The following is a 15,328-nucleotide window of genomic DNA, read 5'->3' on the forward strand; positions in this document are numbered from 1 at the left end:
TCACTTCGTGATGAAGTGACACTGCACGGCGCGCAGTTTCCCGTTCACATAGAACTTCGCGCAGGCCTTGCCGTACTTCGGCAGCGTCTGCGCCGTGGCGCGTCGCAGCGGATTGCCCCGGCACTCCAGGTGCGTCGCGCCGCGTGATGTCCTGTACGTCCTGTTGTCGGTGTCCGCGAAGGCGAAGTCGATCCGCCAGTTGCAGAACTTGGAGAAGGTCGCTGCCAGCCCCATGCAGTCCACACCGGCCAGCTGGCTCTTGATCCGCCTGCCCGAACCATCGATGGAGTGCGTCAGAAAGCACCCCACCGGCACCTTCACACCCGCTCCCCGCAGGTCGTAGTCGAACGTCCCGATCGGGGTCGACCCGGTGGCACTGGCCCGCGCCGGACCTCCGGCCCCCAAGGTCACGGCGGCGATCAGAGCAACCGCTCCTCCGGCGGTCACCAGACGGCGGGTGGCATTACGTAACGTCGACAACGCGCATCTCCCTGCTTCACGCGGATCCGGATTCCGAATCACCGGATCACGGTCGATCCACAAGATCGCAGAGCGGACGCCGGGCCCCTGCCGCCGGATCGATTATGCACGGAGAAGATCACCTTCAGGCGCGATCAGCCCCGCCCGCGTTGACCGGCAGTCTCAGTCCTCGTCGAAGTCGCTCGCCGCCACCCGCAGTGGTCTCAGCAGTGCGAAGATCTCGCCGCATTCCTCCGCGTCGTAGACGCCGAGGCCGAAGTCCATGGCCATGAGGTCGCGGGTGGCGGCCTCGACGACCTCGCGGCCCTTGTCGGTGATGACGGCGAGCGTGCCGCGCCCGTCGTTGGGGTTGGGTTTCTTGTCGACCAGGCCCGACTTGACCAGCCGGTCCACCGTGTTCGTCACCGACGTGGGGTGCACCATCAGGCGTTCGCCGATCTTGGACATGGTCAGCTCGCCGGCCTTGGAGAAGGTGAGCAGGACCAGGGCCTCGTAGCGCGCGAAGGTCAGTCCGTAGGGCTTGACCACCGCGTCGACCTCGGCCAGCAGGATCTGATGGGCACGCATGATCGACGTGATCGCGGCCATCGACGGCACGTTTCCCCAGCGCTGCTTCCAGAGCTCGTCGGCGCGGGCGATGGGATCGAAGGGGAGACTGAGGGGCTTCGGCACGGCTCCGACCTTACCGGCCGGTCACATGGTGGTCAGCCCCGTCTTGGTATTCGGTCCACCGCACCCCCGTCACCCCGTCCGCCGCGCCTCCACCGCCAGCAGCGCACAGCACCCCGCCCCCAGCACCCCCGCTCCCGCGACCGTCCACGCCACCCCCGCGAACTCCGCCGCGACCCCCGCGAGCGCCATGCCCACCCCCTGGATCGTCATCAGCCCGGCCGTGAGCAAGGTCATCGCCCGCCCCCGCAGCCCCTCCGGCACCGCCCGCACGAACCACTGGTCCAGGCCCAGCGTGTACGCCGAGCCGGCGCCCGAGAGAAAGAGGAGAAGGAGAGCCGTCGGCAAGCCCGGACGCAGGGCGTAGCCCACGTACGGGAGCAGCGTCACGCACACCAGCGGAAGCGCGATCCGTTCCCTCGCCTCGGGGCGGAGGCGGGCGCCCGCCCACAGTTCCCCGGCGATCGTGCCCACCGGCAGCGCGCACATCAGCAGCCCGAGCCCCACCGAACCGACGCCCAGGTCATCGGCGTACGGCGCCGCCAGCGCCTCCGGCACCACCGCGAACATCGGCGGCACCCAGAAGAGGAACAGCAGCACCCTGGTCCTGCGGTCCGCCAGCACCTGCCGCGCACCCTTCAGGGAGTCCGTCACCAGCGAACCCCCACCCGCCCGCGCCGGGCGCCGCCGCGTACCGAACCGCAGCAGTCCCGCCGAGGCACAGAAGGTGACCACCGTGATCAGCAGGGCGTGGCGCGGGGACACGGCGGTCAGGAGCAGGCCGCCGACGCCGTACCCGGCCAGCAGCGCCCCCTGCGACACGATCCGCAGCAGGGAACGGCCCAGCACGAACAGGTCGCCGTCGCCGAGGATGTCGGCCAGCGTCGCCATCCGCGTCCCGGCGAACACCGGCGACACCACGGCCAGCGCACACCGCAGCGCGAGCAGCACCGCGATGTGCGCGCCCGGCAGCGTCATCGGCAGCACGCACGCCGCGCACACCAGATCGCACAGGACCAGCACCCGCCGGGCCGGGAAACGGTCGGCGACCCCCGCGAGAAGGGTGCCGCCGACGACGTACGGCAGGAAACCGAGCGCGAACGCGAGTGCGCTCAGCAGGGGCGAGCCGGTCAGGTCGTAGACGAGGACGGACAGCGAGATCTCGGCGACCACCACGCCCAGGAGCGAGAGCAGGTGTGCCGCGAAGACCGCGCGGAACTCCCGTACGGCGAAGACGCGGGCATAGCCGGTGGGTGGGGCGCTGAGGGTGTCCGTCATGGGCAGCAGCGTGACCTGCACCGGGCCCACGCCCTAGAGTTTCGGCTTCAGCCGAATCTTCCCCTCGCTCAGTTACGGACCGCCATGCCATCCCGTCTGCATTTCGGTGAGGACGACTTCCTCCGCTGCCGCTTCGCCGTGTCGCCGTTGTGGGAGACGCAGGACGCGGTCCGTACCCTCAAGCGGCCGGACCGGCACGGCTATCACGCGCCCTGGCTGCGACGGATCCGGGACGCCGCCGCCACGCTCGACCTCACCCCGCTGTGGCTGCTGATGCCGCGCCGCGGCCACTCCCCCGACTGGCTGTGCCCGCCGCCGAGCAGCGCGGCCACGTTCGAGGAGGAGATCGCGGCGGTCCGGGCCGCCGATCCCGAGGCGGCCCGGGAGGACACCGCCAAGTCCCTCGCGGACACCCCGGGCGCGCTGGACTCGCCGTACGGGCGGGCTTGGCTGGCCGATCCTGCGCGGATGGTGCGGGAGCTGGCGGACGCCATGGAGGTGGCCTGGCACCGGCTCATCGAGCCGGACTGGCCCCGGTTGCGCGCCCTGCTGGAGGCCGACGTGGCGTTCCACTCGCGTCGGCTGGCCGAGGTGGGGCTGGGCGGGCTGCTGCCGGAGATCAACCGGCGGTGCGGCTGGGACGCGGGGACGCTGACCGTCGAGAGCAACGGGCGGCACGAGCGGCGGCTCGCCGGGCAGGGGCTCGTGCTCATGCCCAGCGTCTTCGTCTGGCCGGACGTGGTCAGCACCTTCGATCCGCCGTGGCAGCCGATGCTCGTGTATCCGGCGCGGGGCATCGGCGGCCTGTGGACGGAGTCCGCCGACCGTACGCCGGACTCGCTCGTACGACTCCTCGGGCGCGGCCGGGCGTCCGTGCTCACCGCCCTCGACGAACCCGCCGGCACCACCGCGCTCGCCCACCGCCTGGGGCTCGCCCCGTCGTCGGTGTCGGCGCATCTGACCGTGCTGCGCGCGTCGGGCCTGCTGACCTCGCGGCGGTACGGCCACCAGGTGCTGTACGAGCGGACGCCGCTGGGGATCGCGCTGGGGTCGGGGCCCGGTGTCGCGTCCGGCCCGGACATGTGACCCGTGTGACGATGGGTCACAAACCTCACATATCGGCCTGATACGCCACCGTACGTCCCCTCGTGCAAGGGAGCAGCATGTCCCGGCTGACCCACACCCTCGCCGTCCTCACCACCGTCGCCGCCCTCGGGCTCACCACCGGCTGCTCGTCCGTCTCCGAGGTCGGCGAGGCCTCCGTCGCGGGCGCGGCCAGCGGAATCGCGAGCCCGGACCCGAACTCGCCGTTCTGGGTCGACCCGGCCGGCCCCGCCGCCGAGCAGATCGAGCTGTGGCGACGGGAGGGGCGTAGGGCGGACGCGGCGCTGCTGCAAAAGATCGCCGACCAGCCCGCCGCGCTGTGGCCGGCCGGGGAGATCGACCCCGGCCCGACGGTGCGGGCGGCGACCTCGGCGGCGCAGGCCGAGGACCGCACCGCGCTCTTCGTGGCGTACAACATCCCGCACCGGGACTGCGGTCAGCACTCGGCGGGCGGGGCCGCGGACGCGGACACCTACCGGGACTGGATCGGGAAGTTCGCGCAGGCGCTCGGCGACGCCAAGGCGCTGGTGGTGCTGGAGCCGGATGCCGTCGCGCACATCGTGGACGGGTGCACGCCCGGCGAGTACCACGCCGAGCGCGAGGAGTTGCTGGGCGAGGCGATCGGTCGGCTCAAGCAGCAGCCGCACACCAAGGTGTACCTGGACGCGGGCAACCCGTCCTGGATCCGGGACCCGGGAAGGCTGGTCGAGCCGTTGAAACGGGCCGGGCTGGAGACCGCGGACGGGTTCTCGCTCAACGTCTCCAACTTCCAGACCGACGCCGTCACCAAGAAGTACGGCCTCCAGTTGTCCGGGGACCTCGGCGGCAAGCACTTCGTCATCGACTCCAGCCGCAACGGCAACGGGCCGCTGCCGGGGGCCTGGTGCAACCCGCCCGGCAGGGCCCTGGGGACCCGGCCGACCACGAAGACCGACGAGCCCGCCCTCGACGCCTATCTCTGGGTGAAGCGGCCCGGCGAGTCGGACGGCACCTGCGCGGGCGGTCCCGCCGCCGGACAGTGGTGGCCGGAGTACGCCCTGGGCCTGGCGCGCAACACCCAGGGCTCGTAGCTCACTTCACCTGGATCCACTTCGCCTGCGACGGGGTGCCGTCCGTGTCCGTCACGAACAGCATGTACCAGCCGGGCGGGACGAGGCTGGGGTCCTTCGGCACCTCGACCGTCACCGAGTGGGCGTCCTTGGTCAGGCCCAGTTCGATGGAGCGCTGCTCGACGTCGGTGGTGTGGGTGACCGCGCTCGGCCGCATCAGCCGGGCCTTGACGATCCGGTCGGGGTGGTCGGTGCGGTAGGTCGCGCGGTGGGTCTTGTCGAGGACCTCCGCACCGCCCCGCAGTACGGGCCGGTCGTCGCCGGCCCGGTGCAGGGCGGGCGGCGTGAAGACCTCCATCCGCTGCTCGAAGTGACCGAGCTTGGTGTTCTGCTGGTCGTCGAAGAGCGGGTCGGAGCCGAACGTGGCGACCCGGCCGTCGGGCAGCAGCAGCGCCTCGGAGTGGTAGTTGCGGCCGACCGTCGGGGCCGCGGCCTCGTGGAAGACGTTGTCCTTGGGGTCGTAGAACTGCGCCTTGAGGATGTTGCTGGCACTGCGCCCGCGGTAGTCCTCGGAGCCGTTCGAGGTGAAGACGGTGTCGTCCGGCATGATCACGCTGTTCAGGTAGCGGGTGCCCTGGGGGAGGTTGGGGCCGTCCTTGAAGACGGGGTTGTCCGCCTTGAGATCGACGACCGCGGTGCGCGGGGTCGACTTCTTGGACTCGCCGACGCCTCCGCCGCCGAGGATCATCACCTTCTGGTCCTGCGCGGGCGGCAGCAGCAGGGAGGCCGAGGTCTCGGTCTCGTCGGCGTCGCGCAGGCCCGGGATCTTCTCGAAGGTGTTGGTCTTCAGATCCCACAGGCCGGGCTCGCGGCCCTGGTCGGCGGGCCCGTAGCCGGCGTTGGAGGCCGGGTAGAAGAGCTTGCCGCCCTTGGTGAGGAAGAGCGCGGGGTAGGTGGGGAAGTACCGCTTGGGGCCGCGCGACCACTTCTTGGTCTTCGGGTCGTAGATCTCGTTGTCGCCCGGGTCGATCACCCCGACGTCGTCCAGTCCGGAGACGGCGAGGACCCGGCCGTCGTCGAGGCCGACGAGGGTCGGGTACCAACGGGCCTTGTCCATCGGGTCGACGGGGATGTACCGCTCGGCGACCGGGTCGAACTCGTAGGCGGCGCGGATGCCCTGGAAGTCCTGCTTGTCGAGGGTGATCTTCTCCGACAGGCCGTACGTGTTGGCCGCGTCCTTGCCCTTCAGGCCGACGACCTCGTACTGGGCCTGCTTCTCGGTGACCGACATCGGGCCCTTCTCGACGGCCTCGACGAAGACCCGGGCCTCGCTCGCCGTCACCTTCGTCTGCCAGGGCTGCATCACACCACTGGCGTTGTACGTGACCTTGAACTTCTTCTTCGCCTTGGGGACGGTGACGTCGAACTTGGTGACGTACTCGACTCCGGCCGGCGAGCGGAAACGGGTGCCCTTCTTCAGGACCATGGCCTTGTCGGGGTTCTCGTTCTTCACCCGCATGCCGCCGCCGGCCCGGTCGATCTCGCCGTCGAGGAGTTCGTAGCGGGCGGTGCCGCCGGCCACGAGCATGCGGCCGTCGGGGAGTTGGGCGTGGCCGGAGCAGAAGAAATCGTCGGGCGTGGGGATCTTCTTGAAGGTGTCCGTCCTCGGGTCCCACAGGATCGTGTCGAAGGATCCCTCGTCGAATTTCTTCTGCTCGTTGCCGGAGCCCGCGACGATCAGGACCTTGCCGGTGTGCAGGAGCGCCGCGTGGATGGCGTTGGTGCGGTACTGCTCAGGGATGTCGACCGTGGCCCAACTCCCGTACTTCGCCCGGTACTCGGGCTGCGCGATCTTGTACGCGTGGTACTGCTTCCCGGCGAAGTCCAGCGCGGCCGGGGCGTTGAGGCCGGCGAGGACGGCGATGCCGCCGATGCCGAGGACGGTCTTCTTGGTCTTCTGGGACGGCTGGTAGGCCATGGCCTAGTTGCCTCCTGTCGTGGTGCTGGAGGTGGTGGCGAGGGCGGGCTCGCTGCCGTCGACGACCCGGGCGGAGCCGTGCAGCGCCTGCCGCTCGCGGCGCTCCTTCAGCAGCGTGGCCGCCCAGACCGCCACCGGGGCCAGCGAGATGGCCATCGCGAGGACCGCCCAGGTGCGCATGGCCACATGCGTGTGGTCGAGGACGACCGAGGCGGCCAGCGAGGTCCCGAGGAGGACCGCCCAGAAGAGGTGGATACGGAAGGTGAGGAGCCGGTCCGGGCTGGCGTCCCCGCCCTTGGGGGTGACGACGAACCGGCTGGGGCGGCGCAGCAGGGCCGCGCCGAGGGACTTGAGGTAGATGGGCGCCGAGAGTGCCGACATCGCCATGCCCGCGAGGCCGCCCGAGCCCTCGGGTTCGTGCGGGGAGACGTTGTGGCGGCGGTTCCACAGATAGAGGCCGATCTGGAGGGCGGCCGCGTCGCTGTAGAGCATCAGCCAGACGGAGGCGGCGACCTGGGTGCCGGACGCGCCGAACCAGAGGAAGAGGAAGCAGCTGAGGATGCCGAGGAACCAGTTGACGGCCGTCATCGGGTAGTAGACGAGCATCAGCGTGTACGAGAACAGCCGCCCGGGCGGCATCGTGAACGGTGCCTTCCAGTACTGCTTGAACAGCGTCTCGTACGTCCCCCTCGACCAGCGCATCTGCTGGGTGAAGAAGTCCGTCCAGGAGGCCGGCCCCTCGCCGACCGCCACGACGTCCGGGGTGTAGACGGAACGCCAGTGGTGTCGGGTCCTCGGGTTGCGGTGGCGGTGCAGCTCGAAACCGGTGGCCATGTCCTCGGTGATGGAGTCGTACAGGCCGCCGATCTGCTTGACGGCCGCGATCCGTACGACGTTGTTGGTGCCGACGAACATCGGTGAGCGGTAGCGGTTGCCGGCCCGCTGGATCAGCGCGTGGAAGAGGAACTGCTGCGACTCGGCGGCCTTGGTGACGGGGTTGTGGTAGTTGCCGTACACCTGCGGGCCGACGACGAAGGAGACGTCCGGGTCACGGAAGTAGCCCATCATCCGCTCCAGGAAGTTGGGGAGCGGGACGTGGTCGGTGTCGACCGAGGCGAAGAACTCGTACTCGGCGCCGTGCATGGCGATCCACGCGTTGTAGTTGCCGTGCTTGGTGCGGGCCTTGTGGACGCCCCTGGCACGGTTCCACTCCGGGACGCCGTGGCGGGTGAAGTGCCGGACGCCGAGTTCCGCGCACAGGGCCCTGGCCTGTTCGTCGTCGCCTTCGTCGAGGAGCCAGAGGTCGAGCGGGCCGGTGTGGGTGACCTTCGTGGCGCCTTCGAGGGTGGCGCGGACCATCGAGAGGGGTTCCTTGCCCGGGACGTACGTCGTGAGGAAGGCGACGCGGGTGCCGGGTTCGGGGGTGACGGGGACGGGGTCACGGGCGACGAGGGTCGCGTGGGCCACGGAGGCCACGTTGACGACCATGAAGAGCTCGATGAGACCGATGGCTATGAGCATCGTGATGTCGAGCCAGACCATCCAGGCGTCGCCGCCCTCGCGCTCGACCCAGTGGGTCGGCCAGACGAGGTACACCAGCAGGACGCCGGTGAGCACGGGTGCGAGGGACATCAGCAGGATGGCGCGTATTCGGTGCGGCTCGCCGGAGAGGAGCGAGGTGTACTGCACCCGGTACGACGAGCCGGACGGCTCCGTCAGCGGTCCGGCCAGTCGGCTGTAGGTGTCGTAGTCGTAGCCCTCCGGCCGCACAGCGCCCTCCAGTGATCGAAACATCCGATATGCCCGATATGGAAACGAAAGTGGAGTTTCCTGGGTGTGTCGAACTGGGAGGGTCCAGCCGGGCGACCGTGGACTCAGAGGCGCGGGGCCCCGGTCACGGACATCACCAGCGAGTACAGCGAGGTGTCGGCGGCGATGAACAGCCGGTTGTTCCGGGGCCCGCCGAAGGCGATGTTGGCGACCGGCTCGGGCACCCGCAACCGCCCGATGAGGGTGCCGTCGGGGTCGTAGCAGTGAACTCCGTCGGCGAGCGCGGCGGCCCACAGACGGCCCTCGTCGTCGAAGCGGATGTTGTCGAAGTGGACGCCGTCACGGGCCTCGGCGAAGACCTTGCCGCCGACGAGCGTGCCGTCGTCGTGCACGTCGTACACATGGATACGGGCGGCCCGGGAGTCGGAGACGTACAGCCGCCGCTCGTCCGGGGACAGGATGACGCCGTTGGGCCCCTCGAACCCGTCGGCGGCCAGATGCACCCGCCCGTCCGCCGGGTCGATCCGGTAGACGTTGCAGGCGCCGATCTCGGATTCGGCGCGATGGCCCTCGTAGTCGGTCACGATGCCGAAGTCCGGGTCGGAGAACCAGATGGTGCCGTCGGAGCGGACGACGGAGTCGTTCGGCGAGTTGAGCCGCCTGCCCTCGTAGTGGGTGGCCAGGACGGTGACCGTACCGTCGGCCTCGGTACGGGTGAGACGCCGGTTGCCCTGCTCACACGTCACCAACCGCCCCTGCCGGTCGAGGGTGTTGCCGTTGCTGTACCCGGCCGGGCTGCGGAACACCCCCACCGCGCCGGTGGCCTCGTCCCAGCGCAGGATGCGGTCGTTGGGGATGTCGCTCCAGATCAGCTGCCGCCACGCGGGCAGATACAGCGGCCCCTCGGCCCAGCGGCAGTCGTCGTACAACACCTCCAGCCTGCTGTCGCCGTTCGTGCAACGCCCGCTGCGGAAGCGGTCGTCCAGGATCTCGTACAGGCTGTCGGTGGCCATGGGGTCCTCTCGGCTGGGCGGGTCCTACGGGTCAACGGCGGTTCGTGCGCCGCAGATGAAGTCGTACCGCACGCTGGGCCACCGGCCCCAGCTCCTCCAACGCGGCGACCAGGACACCGAGTTGCTCCAGCGCGTCCAACGCCGCCGTCGCGCCCGGCAGGTCCACGCCCTCGTACAGTTCGATGCCCACGAAGGACGCGGCGACCGCCCGCGCCAGACCCGCCGGATCGGTGAACTCCTCGAACGGCGTGCCCGCGAGCACCCTCCTGAGAACCTTCTCGATCTCGGTGATCCAGGAGTCGAGGCCCGCGGCCGTGGCCGCCGCGAGGCTCTCATGGGTCTGGGCACCGGCCAGGAGCTGGCCGAGGAGGGCGACATGGCCGCCGGAGCGCTCCTCCTCGTGGATCCGCCGTCCCACCACGAGGAGTTCGGAGAGCGAACCCACCCGGTCGAAGCGGGGGCGGTAGCGGGCCACGGCCTGCTCGGCGCCGTACCGGCAGGCCGCCGCGAGGAGTTCGTCGACCGAGCCGAAGTGGTAGAAGACCAGGGCCTGGTTGACCCCCGCCGCCGAGGCGATCGTACGGGCCGACGCCTTGGCGATGCCCTGGTCCACGAGGGTCCGCAGGGCGCCTTCCAGCAGCTTGGTCTTCGTCTCCGCCGACTTCGCGGTCTCCGGGCTCACGCGCGCGACTCCTCACGGACCGGGCGCAGGCCGGGCCGGACGCCGCAGGAGCGGACGTCGCGGTACGTCGCCTTGAAGGAGCCCTCGTAGCCGAAGAGGGGCCCGAAGTACTTGTTGACGACCCTGACCCGGATACGGAAACGGCCCGTCGAGTCGTCGTAGGACTCGCGGACCTCGGCCGTCGCACCGATCAGCTCGGGCACCCGGACGTCCACCACACCCTCCCTGAACCGGTGTTCTCCGGAGCGGATGAGGAGCGAGCCGTCGGACTCGGCGTGGAAGCGGAGGTCGGTGGCCAGGTGCTGGTGGGTGCCGAGGTAGTCGAGGATCCGGTCGCCCCCGGGGCCCAGAACCATCTGGGCGTCGAAGCGACGGGAGCGGCCGGGCAGGTCGAAGGTACGCACGAAGGTCACCGTCTCACGGCCGTAGGTGTCGGCGTACGGCACGTTCTCGATGACGAACGGAACGTTCCGTCCGGTACGCGGGACCAGGATGTTCCGGGTGGTCCCGAGCGCGAGGAACGGCTTCACGAACGCCCCACCGTGCCAGATCCGATCCATGACCCCCCGACCGACACAGGCCTCCCCACTCACCAGGCCGACCGAGAAACGGCGCTGGAGCTCGGGGTGGAGGGTGTCGAAGGCCGGGCCCATCGCGGTACGGAAGATCGACGCCGGGGCGGGCGACGCGGGGGGAGCGGGCGTTTCGGAGTGCACGGGAGGCGTGGTCATCGCGGGGCTCCTGAGTGGGCGGGAAGGTGCGGGGGGCGCGGTGGGCACGGGGGGCTGGAGGGCTGGAGGGCTGGGGGGCTGGGGGGCTGGGGGGCTGGGGTGGGCGGGGCCCGGTCGCCGCCGGGTCCGTCCGGGGGAAGGATCGGTGGTCACGGGGTCCTGCCAGGGGAAGGGCCGGTCGTCACGGGGTCCTGCCAGGGGAAGGATCGGCCGTCACGGGGTCCGTCCGGGGGGTAGGGCCGGTCGTCACGGGGTCCTGCCAGGGGAAGGGCCGGCCGTCACGGGGTCCTGCCGAGGGAAGGGCCGGTCGTCACGGGGTCCTGCCGGTGCGCGGTCACCGCCGGGTCTCCCGTGCGCGCGGGACGCGGCCGTCGCCGGCTCTCACTGGCGTGCGGCCGGCGTGGTCACCGCGAGGTCTGTCCGGCGCGAAGGGGGCACGGTCACCGCGGAGTCTCCACGGCACGTGGAAAACCCGGTCCCGGCCAGGACTCTCAGGCGCCCCGGAGGCACAGTCGTCGCAGCGCCTCCGCGGAGCGACGGCGCCGTCGCCGCGCGGGTTCCTCGGTGCGGGGAGGACCCGTTCGCCCCGGACCCGTCCCTGCACGCTGCCGGCGTGGTCACCGTGGGTTCTCCAGGGTGCGCAGCAGGCGAGGTGCCTGGACGCGGGTCGGCGGTCGGCGTAGGCAGCGGCGGGCCGCCGGGGTGCCGGGCAGGGGTGGCGCGAGGAGAGCCAGGGCCAGGGAGACCAGGGCGAGCGTGGGCATCCAGTAGAAGAAGAGCGGGGCGAGCGGCCCGGTCAGCCGCAGCAGGCTGCCGAAGCCGAAGCCCGTGCACGCGAGGACCAGCAGGAGCGCCCGCCCCGCCATCTCCAGCAGCCAGTTCGTCCGCGCCCGCTCCGGGGTGATCCCGCGCTCCAGCCACAGCCGGAGCCGGTCGAAGGACCAGGCCGTCGCCCAACCGATGAGCGGACGGAACAGCAACCGGTCGGCGCAGGCGCCGAACGCGCCCCAGCGGGGCCGGTAGTCGTAGCCGGTCAGGAAGCGGACCCCGTCGCCGTCCGGCACGTATCGCCAGTAGCCGCTGCCCTCGGCGAGCAGGGAGAGCGGGTGCGGGGACGAGAAGCGCAGGGCGGACGTACGGGTGCCGTCGGGGCGCTCCTTCTCGCCGGCCGAGACACCGGTCCCGGCGACCGTGAGGCCGGGCAGGACACGCGTGGCGTACCGGAAGTGCTGCGGCTCGCCCTCCTCGCGCGGGAGGTAGCCGATCTCGGTGAAACGGAGGTCCCACCGCTGATGCTCGGACGGCTCCTGGGTACGCGCCCACAGCTCGTCGAGATCGGCGCGGATGCGCGCCTCCACGTAGAGATTTCTCTGACCCATTCGATTCCCCCAGGTCAACGTGACATTTGAGCGACTGCTCAAACTCTCTGCGGGAGAAGCTACACCTGTTTGAGCAATCGCTCAAACAGCAGGCGCAAGAAAACCCCGGCCCGCGCGGGCCGGGGTTCACCGGAAACGGAAAGACGGAGGCTCGGAGCTACTCGGCGAGGTACCGCTCCACCGTCGCCACCTTCGACGTCAGACCGTCCGTCACCCCGGGGCGGATGTCCGCCTTGAGGACCACGGACACGCGCGGGGCCCGCGCCTCGACGGCCGCGACGGCGCGCTTGACCACGTCCATCACCTCGTCCCACTCCCCCTCGATCGAGGTGAACATCGCGTCGGTGCGGTGGGGCAGACCGGACTCGCGGACGACGCGGACGGCGTCGGCGACGTACTCCCCCACCTCTTCGCCGACCCCCAGCGGCGTCACGGAGAAGGCGACGATCACGAGGTTTTCACCGCCTGCTCCTGCCGGGCACGGGAGGCGATGACCGCGTCCTCGGACTCGCGGCGGAGCTTGCGCTCGGCGAAGAAGCCGCCGGTCGGCAGGACGGAGAGGACGAAGTAGAGGGCGGCGGTGCCGACGGACCACTTCGCGCGGTTCCAGGCGTCCGCCCAGAAGATCACGTACAGGACGAAGAGAACGCCGTGGACCATGCCCATGACCGGGACCGCGTTGAAGTCGGTGGTCCGCTTCAGCACCGAGCACACGAGCAGAAGCAGGAAGGAGACCGCCTCCGGGGCGGAGACGAGACGGAGGCGGCGGAGGGCGCTGGCGGTCTTGAGGTCCACGGGTCACCTTCGGTGGGAGTTGCGTCGAGAGGGGGCCTGCCGGTTTGTGAACACATGCACAAACGTTCGTCCATTGTGGCAAACGACTGCGCGGAGGCAGGCCCGGGGGTCGGTGAAGCAGGGGGCGAACGGTGAGCCGCCCCGGCCGTGCGGTGCCCGTAGGGGCTCGTTCAGGGTCCTTCTCCACCCACGGGCCCTGTCGGCAAGGCCTTGCCGCGGGCTACCTTCGCAGCGTGGCGATGTTCCGACTTCAAGGCAGCAAGGTGCTCGCCGTCGAGATGACCGGGGACGCCGTGAAGGCGAAGAACGGCTCGATGGTCGCGTACGACGGACAGATGGCGTTCAAGAAGCTCAGCGGGGGTGGCGAGGGGATCCGGGGGATGGTGACCCGGCGGATCACCGGTGAGCAGATGACGGTGATGGAGGTGAGGGGGCAGGGGACCTGCTGGTTCGCCGATCGCGCCTCCGAGATCAACCTGGTCGCCCTCCAGGGGGACAAGCTGTACGTGGAGTCGAGCAACCTGCTCGCGACCGACGGCGGCCTGCGGACGGGCACCAGCTTCACGGGACTGCGCGGCGCCTCGCAGGGCAACGGACTGTTCACGACGACCGTCGAGGGGCACGGCCAGGCGGCGATCACCTCGGACGGCCCGGCCGTGGTGCTGCGGGTCAGCCCCCGGTTCCCGCTGAACGTCGACCCGGGGGCGTACATCGCGCACCAGGGCGACCTGCGGCAGTCCTTCCAGTCGGGCGTGACGTTCCGCACTCTCATGGGCGAGGGCGGCGGCGAGGCCTTCCAGATCCGCTTCGAGGGCGACGGCCTGGTGTACGTCCAGCCCAGCGAGCGGAACACGATCGCGGGGGACGTCTGACATGACCTTCCGGGAGCTCAACTCGAAGATGGTCGAAGCGACCGTCGCGCCGGGCCGGCGGCTGTTCAGTCAGCGCGGGGCGATGCTCGCCTACCGGGGCGAGGTGTCCTTCACCCCCAACATGAGCGGCGGCCAGGGCGGTCTGATGTCGATGATCGGTCGCCGGGTGGCGAACGAGGCGACACCGCTGATGACGGTCGAGGGCAGCGGCACCGTGCTGTTCGGCCACGGCGGCCACCACATCCAGGTGATCAACCTCTCCGGCGACACCCTCTACGTGGAGGCGGACCGTCTCCTCGCCTTCGAGGGCACGCTGGAGCAGGGCACGATGTTCATGGGCTCCCAGGGCGGCGTCATGGGCATGGTGCGGGGCCAGGTGTCCGGGCAGGGGCTGTTCACCACCACACTCAAGGGCCGCGGCGCGGTGGCCGTGATGGCGCACGGCGGAGTCATCGAACTCCCCATCACCCCCCAGCGCCCGGTGCACGTCGACCCGCAGGCGTACGTCGCCCATCACGGCGACGTGCGCAACAAGCTGTCGACCGCGCTCGGCTGGCGCGACATGGTGGGCCGCGGCTCGGGCGAGGCCTTCCAGCTGGAGCTAAGCGGCAGTGGAGCGGTGTACGTCCAGGCCTCGGAGGAGAAGCTGTGAGCCACTACCCGGGCGCGGGTCCGACCGTGCACGACCCGACGACGCTGCCCTCGGACGACAACGTCAACAACTACACCTTCTGCGTGGAGCTCAAGGGGAGCCAGTGGTTCCTTCAGAAGGGGAAGATGATCGCCTACTACGGCTCGATCGACTTCAACGGCGTCGGGCACGGGCGACTGGACCGACTTGTCCGTACGTCCTTCCATTCGCCTCTGCACGCGAGCGACTGGGTCGTGGCGGAGGGCTCGGGCAAGATGCTCCTCGCCGACCGGGCCTTCGACGTGAACTCGTACGACCTGGAGAACGGCAATCTGACCATTCGCTCGGGCAATCTGCTCGCTTTTCAGCCAAGTCTCGCGCTCAAGCAGTCGATCGTGCCGGGTTTTCTGACGCTGATCGGAACCGGAAAGTTCGTGGCCGCATCTAACGGTCCGGTGGTGTTCATGGAACCGCCGATCCGGGTGGACCCGCAGGCGCTTGTCGGCTGGGCCGACTGCCCGTCGCCGTGCCATCACTACGACCACGGCTACATGACCGGCCTGATGGGCGGTCTACGTGCGATGACGGGCCTCGGTGGGGCCTCCGGGGAGGAGCACCAGTTCGAGTTCGTGGGCGCCGGCACCGTACTGCTCCAGTCGTCGGAGACGCTGATGGCGGAGCAGGCGACGGGAATGGTTCCCCAGCAGGCCGGAGTGCCCGGTTCCGGAGTGCCGTCCACAGGCCCTTCACAGCCTGCGGGCACACCGCGCCTTCCCGGACAGCTGGGAGACCTCCAGCGTCGCTTCGGGCTGTGAGCGGTAGTCTGCGGAGTGTGACGTCGAACGTGTGCACGCCGTCACGAACAAACCCTCACTAGTTCGCCTTTCAACTTCTTAG

Annotated in this window: 16 protein-coding genes; 5 read left to right on the forward strand and 11 right to left on the reverse strand. The window is 70.1% G+C overall.

Features of this window, described 5'->3' with window-relative positions; translation table 11 throughout:
* From ACIHIX_RS00345 to ACIHIX_RS00355, 3 genes are all read right to left on the reverse strand, one after another.
* A complete protein-coding gene (locus tag ACIHIX_RS00345; protein ID WP_399948170.1) occupies positions 1 to 480 on the reverse strand; it encodes a hypothetical protein in 480 nt (159 codons plus the stop codon).
* Between the two features lie 162 nt (positions 481 to 642).
* On the reverse strand, positions 643 to 1,152 hold the full coding sequence (locus ACIHIX_RS00350; RefSeq protein ID WP_399948172.1) for a MarR family winged helix-turn-helix transcriptional regulator: 510 nt from the start codon (positions 1,150 to 1,152) through the stop codon (positions 643 to 645).
* A gap of 69 nt (positions 1,153 to 1,221) precedes the next feature.
* Positions 1,222 to 2,427 carry an MFS transporter gene (locus ACIHIX_RS00355; protein ID WP_399948174.1) on the reverse strand — a complete coding sequence of 402 codons (1,206 nt, stop codon included), beginning with the start codon at positions 2,425 to 2,427 and terminating at the stop codon, positions 1,222 to 1,224.
* 84 nt (positions 2,428 to 2,511) lie between these two features.
* On the opposite strand from ACIHIX_RS00355, the gene ACIHIX_RS00360 reads away from it, so the two are divergent.
* Both ACIHIX_RS00360 and ACIHIX_RS00365 read left to right on the forward strand, forming a co-directional pair.
* Complete coding sequence (locus tag ACIHIX_RS00360) at positions 2,512 to 3,513, forward strand: DUF5937 family protein (protein WP_399948176.1); 1,002 nt, start codon at positions 2,512 to 2,514, stop codon at positions 3,511 to 3,513.
* Positions 3,514 to 3,590: 77 nt separating this feature from the next.
* Positions 3,591 to 4,601, forward strand: coding sequence for a glycoside hydrolase family 6 protein (locus tag ACIHIX_RS00365; protein WP_399948178.1), 1,011 nt, complete (start codon positions 3,591 to 3,593; stop codon positions 4,599 to 4,601).
* A 1-nt stretch (position 4,602) separates the two neighbouring features.
* Here the strand turns inward: ACIHIX_RS00365 and ACIHIX_RS00370 are convergent, their stop codons facing one another.
* The 8 genes from ACIHIX_RS00370 to ACIHIX_RS00405 form a co-directional block, all read right to left on the reverse strand.
* Positions 4,603 to 6,558: a galactose oxidase-like domain-containing protein gene (locus ACIHIX_RS00370; protein WP_399948180.1), complete on the reverse strand. Its 1,956-nt coding sequence runs from the start codon at positions 6,556 to 6,558 to the stop codon at positions 4,603 to 4,605.
* Between the two features lie 3 nt (positions 6,559 to 6,561).
* Entirely contained in the window at positions 6,562 to 8,328 is a 1,767-nt protein-coding gene (locus tag ACIHIX_RS00375) for a glycosyltransferase family 2 protein (protein ID WP_399948182.1), read from the reverse strand.
* A 104-nt stretch (positions 8,329 to 8,432) separates the two neighbouring features.
* The gene (locus ACIHIX_RS00380; protein WP_399948184.1) at positions 8,433 to 9,341 is read right to left on the reverse strand and encodes an SMP-30/gluconolactonase/LRE family protein; all 909 of its coding nucleotides are present in this window, start codon (positions 9,339 to 9,341) and stop codon (positions 8,433 to 8,435) included.
* Between the two features lie 31 nt (positions 9,342 to 9,372).
* Positions 9,373 to 10,023 (reverse strand): TetR/AcrR family transcriptional regulator, encoded by a 651-nt coding sequence (locus ACIHIX_RS00385; RefSeq protein WP_399948186.1) that lies wholly within the window; start codon positions 10,021 to 10,023, stop codon positions 9,373 to 9,375.
* Complete coding sequence (locus tag ACIHIX_RS00390; RefSeq protein ID WP_399948188.1) at positions 10,020 to 10,754, reverse strand: DUF4166 domain-containing protein; 735 nt, start codon at positions 10,752 to 10,754, stop codon at positions 10,020 to 10,022. Before ACIHIX_RS00390 ends, ACIHIX_RS00385 begins: the two co-directional genes overlap by 4 nt.
* A 617-nt stretch (positions 10,755 to 11,371) precedes the next feature.
* Complete coding sequence (locus ACIHIX_RS00395) at positions 11,372 to 12,133, reverse strand: hypothetical protein (RefSeq protein WP_399948190.1); 762 nt, start codon at positions 12,131 to 12,133, stop codon at positions 11,372 to 11,374.
* 157 nt (positions 12,134 to 12,290) lie between these two features.
* A complete protein-coding gene (locus ACIHIX_RS00400; RefSeq protein ID WP_399948191.1) occupies positions 12,291 to 12,584 on the reverse strand; it encodes an MTH1187 family thiamine-binding protein in 294 nt (97 codons plus the stop codon).
* Complete coding sequence (locus ACIHIX_RS00405) at positions 12,581 to 12,928, reverse strand: DUF3817 domain-containing protein (RefSeq protein WP_399948193.1); 348 nt, start codon at positions 12,926 to 12,928, stop codon at positions 12,581 to 12,583. The genes ACIHIX_RS00400 and ACIHIX_RS00405 overlap by 4 nt, the downstream gene beginning before the upstream one ends.
* A gap of 239 nt (positions 12,929 to 13,167) precedes the next feature.
* Between ACIHIX_RS00405 and ACIHIX_RS00410 the strand changes: the two genes are divergently transcribed.
* From ACIHIX_RS00410 to ACIHIX_RS00420, 3 genes are read left to right on the forward strand one after another with little or no spacing between them, the layout of a single operon-like run.
* Entirely contained in the window at positions 13,168 to 13,800 is a 633-nt protein-coding gene (locus tag ACIHIX_RS00410; protein ID WP_399949980.1) for an AIM24 family protein, read from the forward strand.
* A 1-nt stretch (position 13,801) separates the two neighbouring features.
* Positions 13,802 to 14,452 carry an AIM24 family protein gene (locus tag ACIHIX_RS00415; protein ID WP_399948195.1) on the forward strand — a complete coding sequence of 217 codons (651 nt, stop codon included), beginning with the start codon at positions 13,802 to 13,804 and terminating at the stop codon, positions 14,450 to 14,452.
* Positions 14,449 to 15,246, forward strand: coding sequence for an AIM24 family protein (locus ACIHIX_RS00420; RefSeq protein ID WP_399948197.1), 798 nt, complete (start codon positions 14,449 to 14,451; stop codon positions 15,244 to 15,246). The genes ACIHIX_RS00415 and ACIHIX_RS00420 overlap by 4 nt, the downstream gene beginning before the upstream one ends.
* Positions 15,247 to 15,328 lie beyond the last annotated feature (82 nt).

Origin of the sequence: Streptomyces sp. NPDC051913 (assembly GCF_044593635.1) — a bacterium.
Classification (GTDB): Bacteria; Actinomycetota; Actinomycetes; order Streptomycetales; family Streptomycetaceae; genus Streptomyces.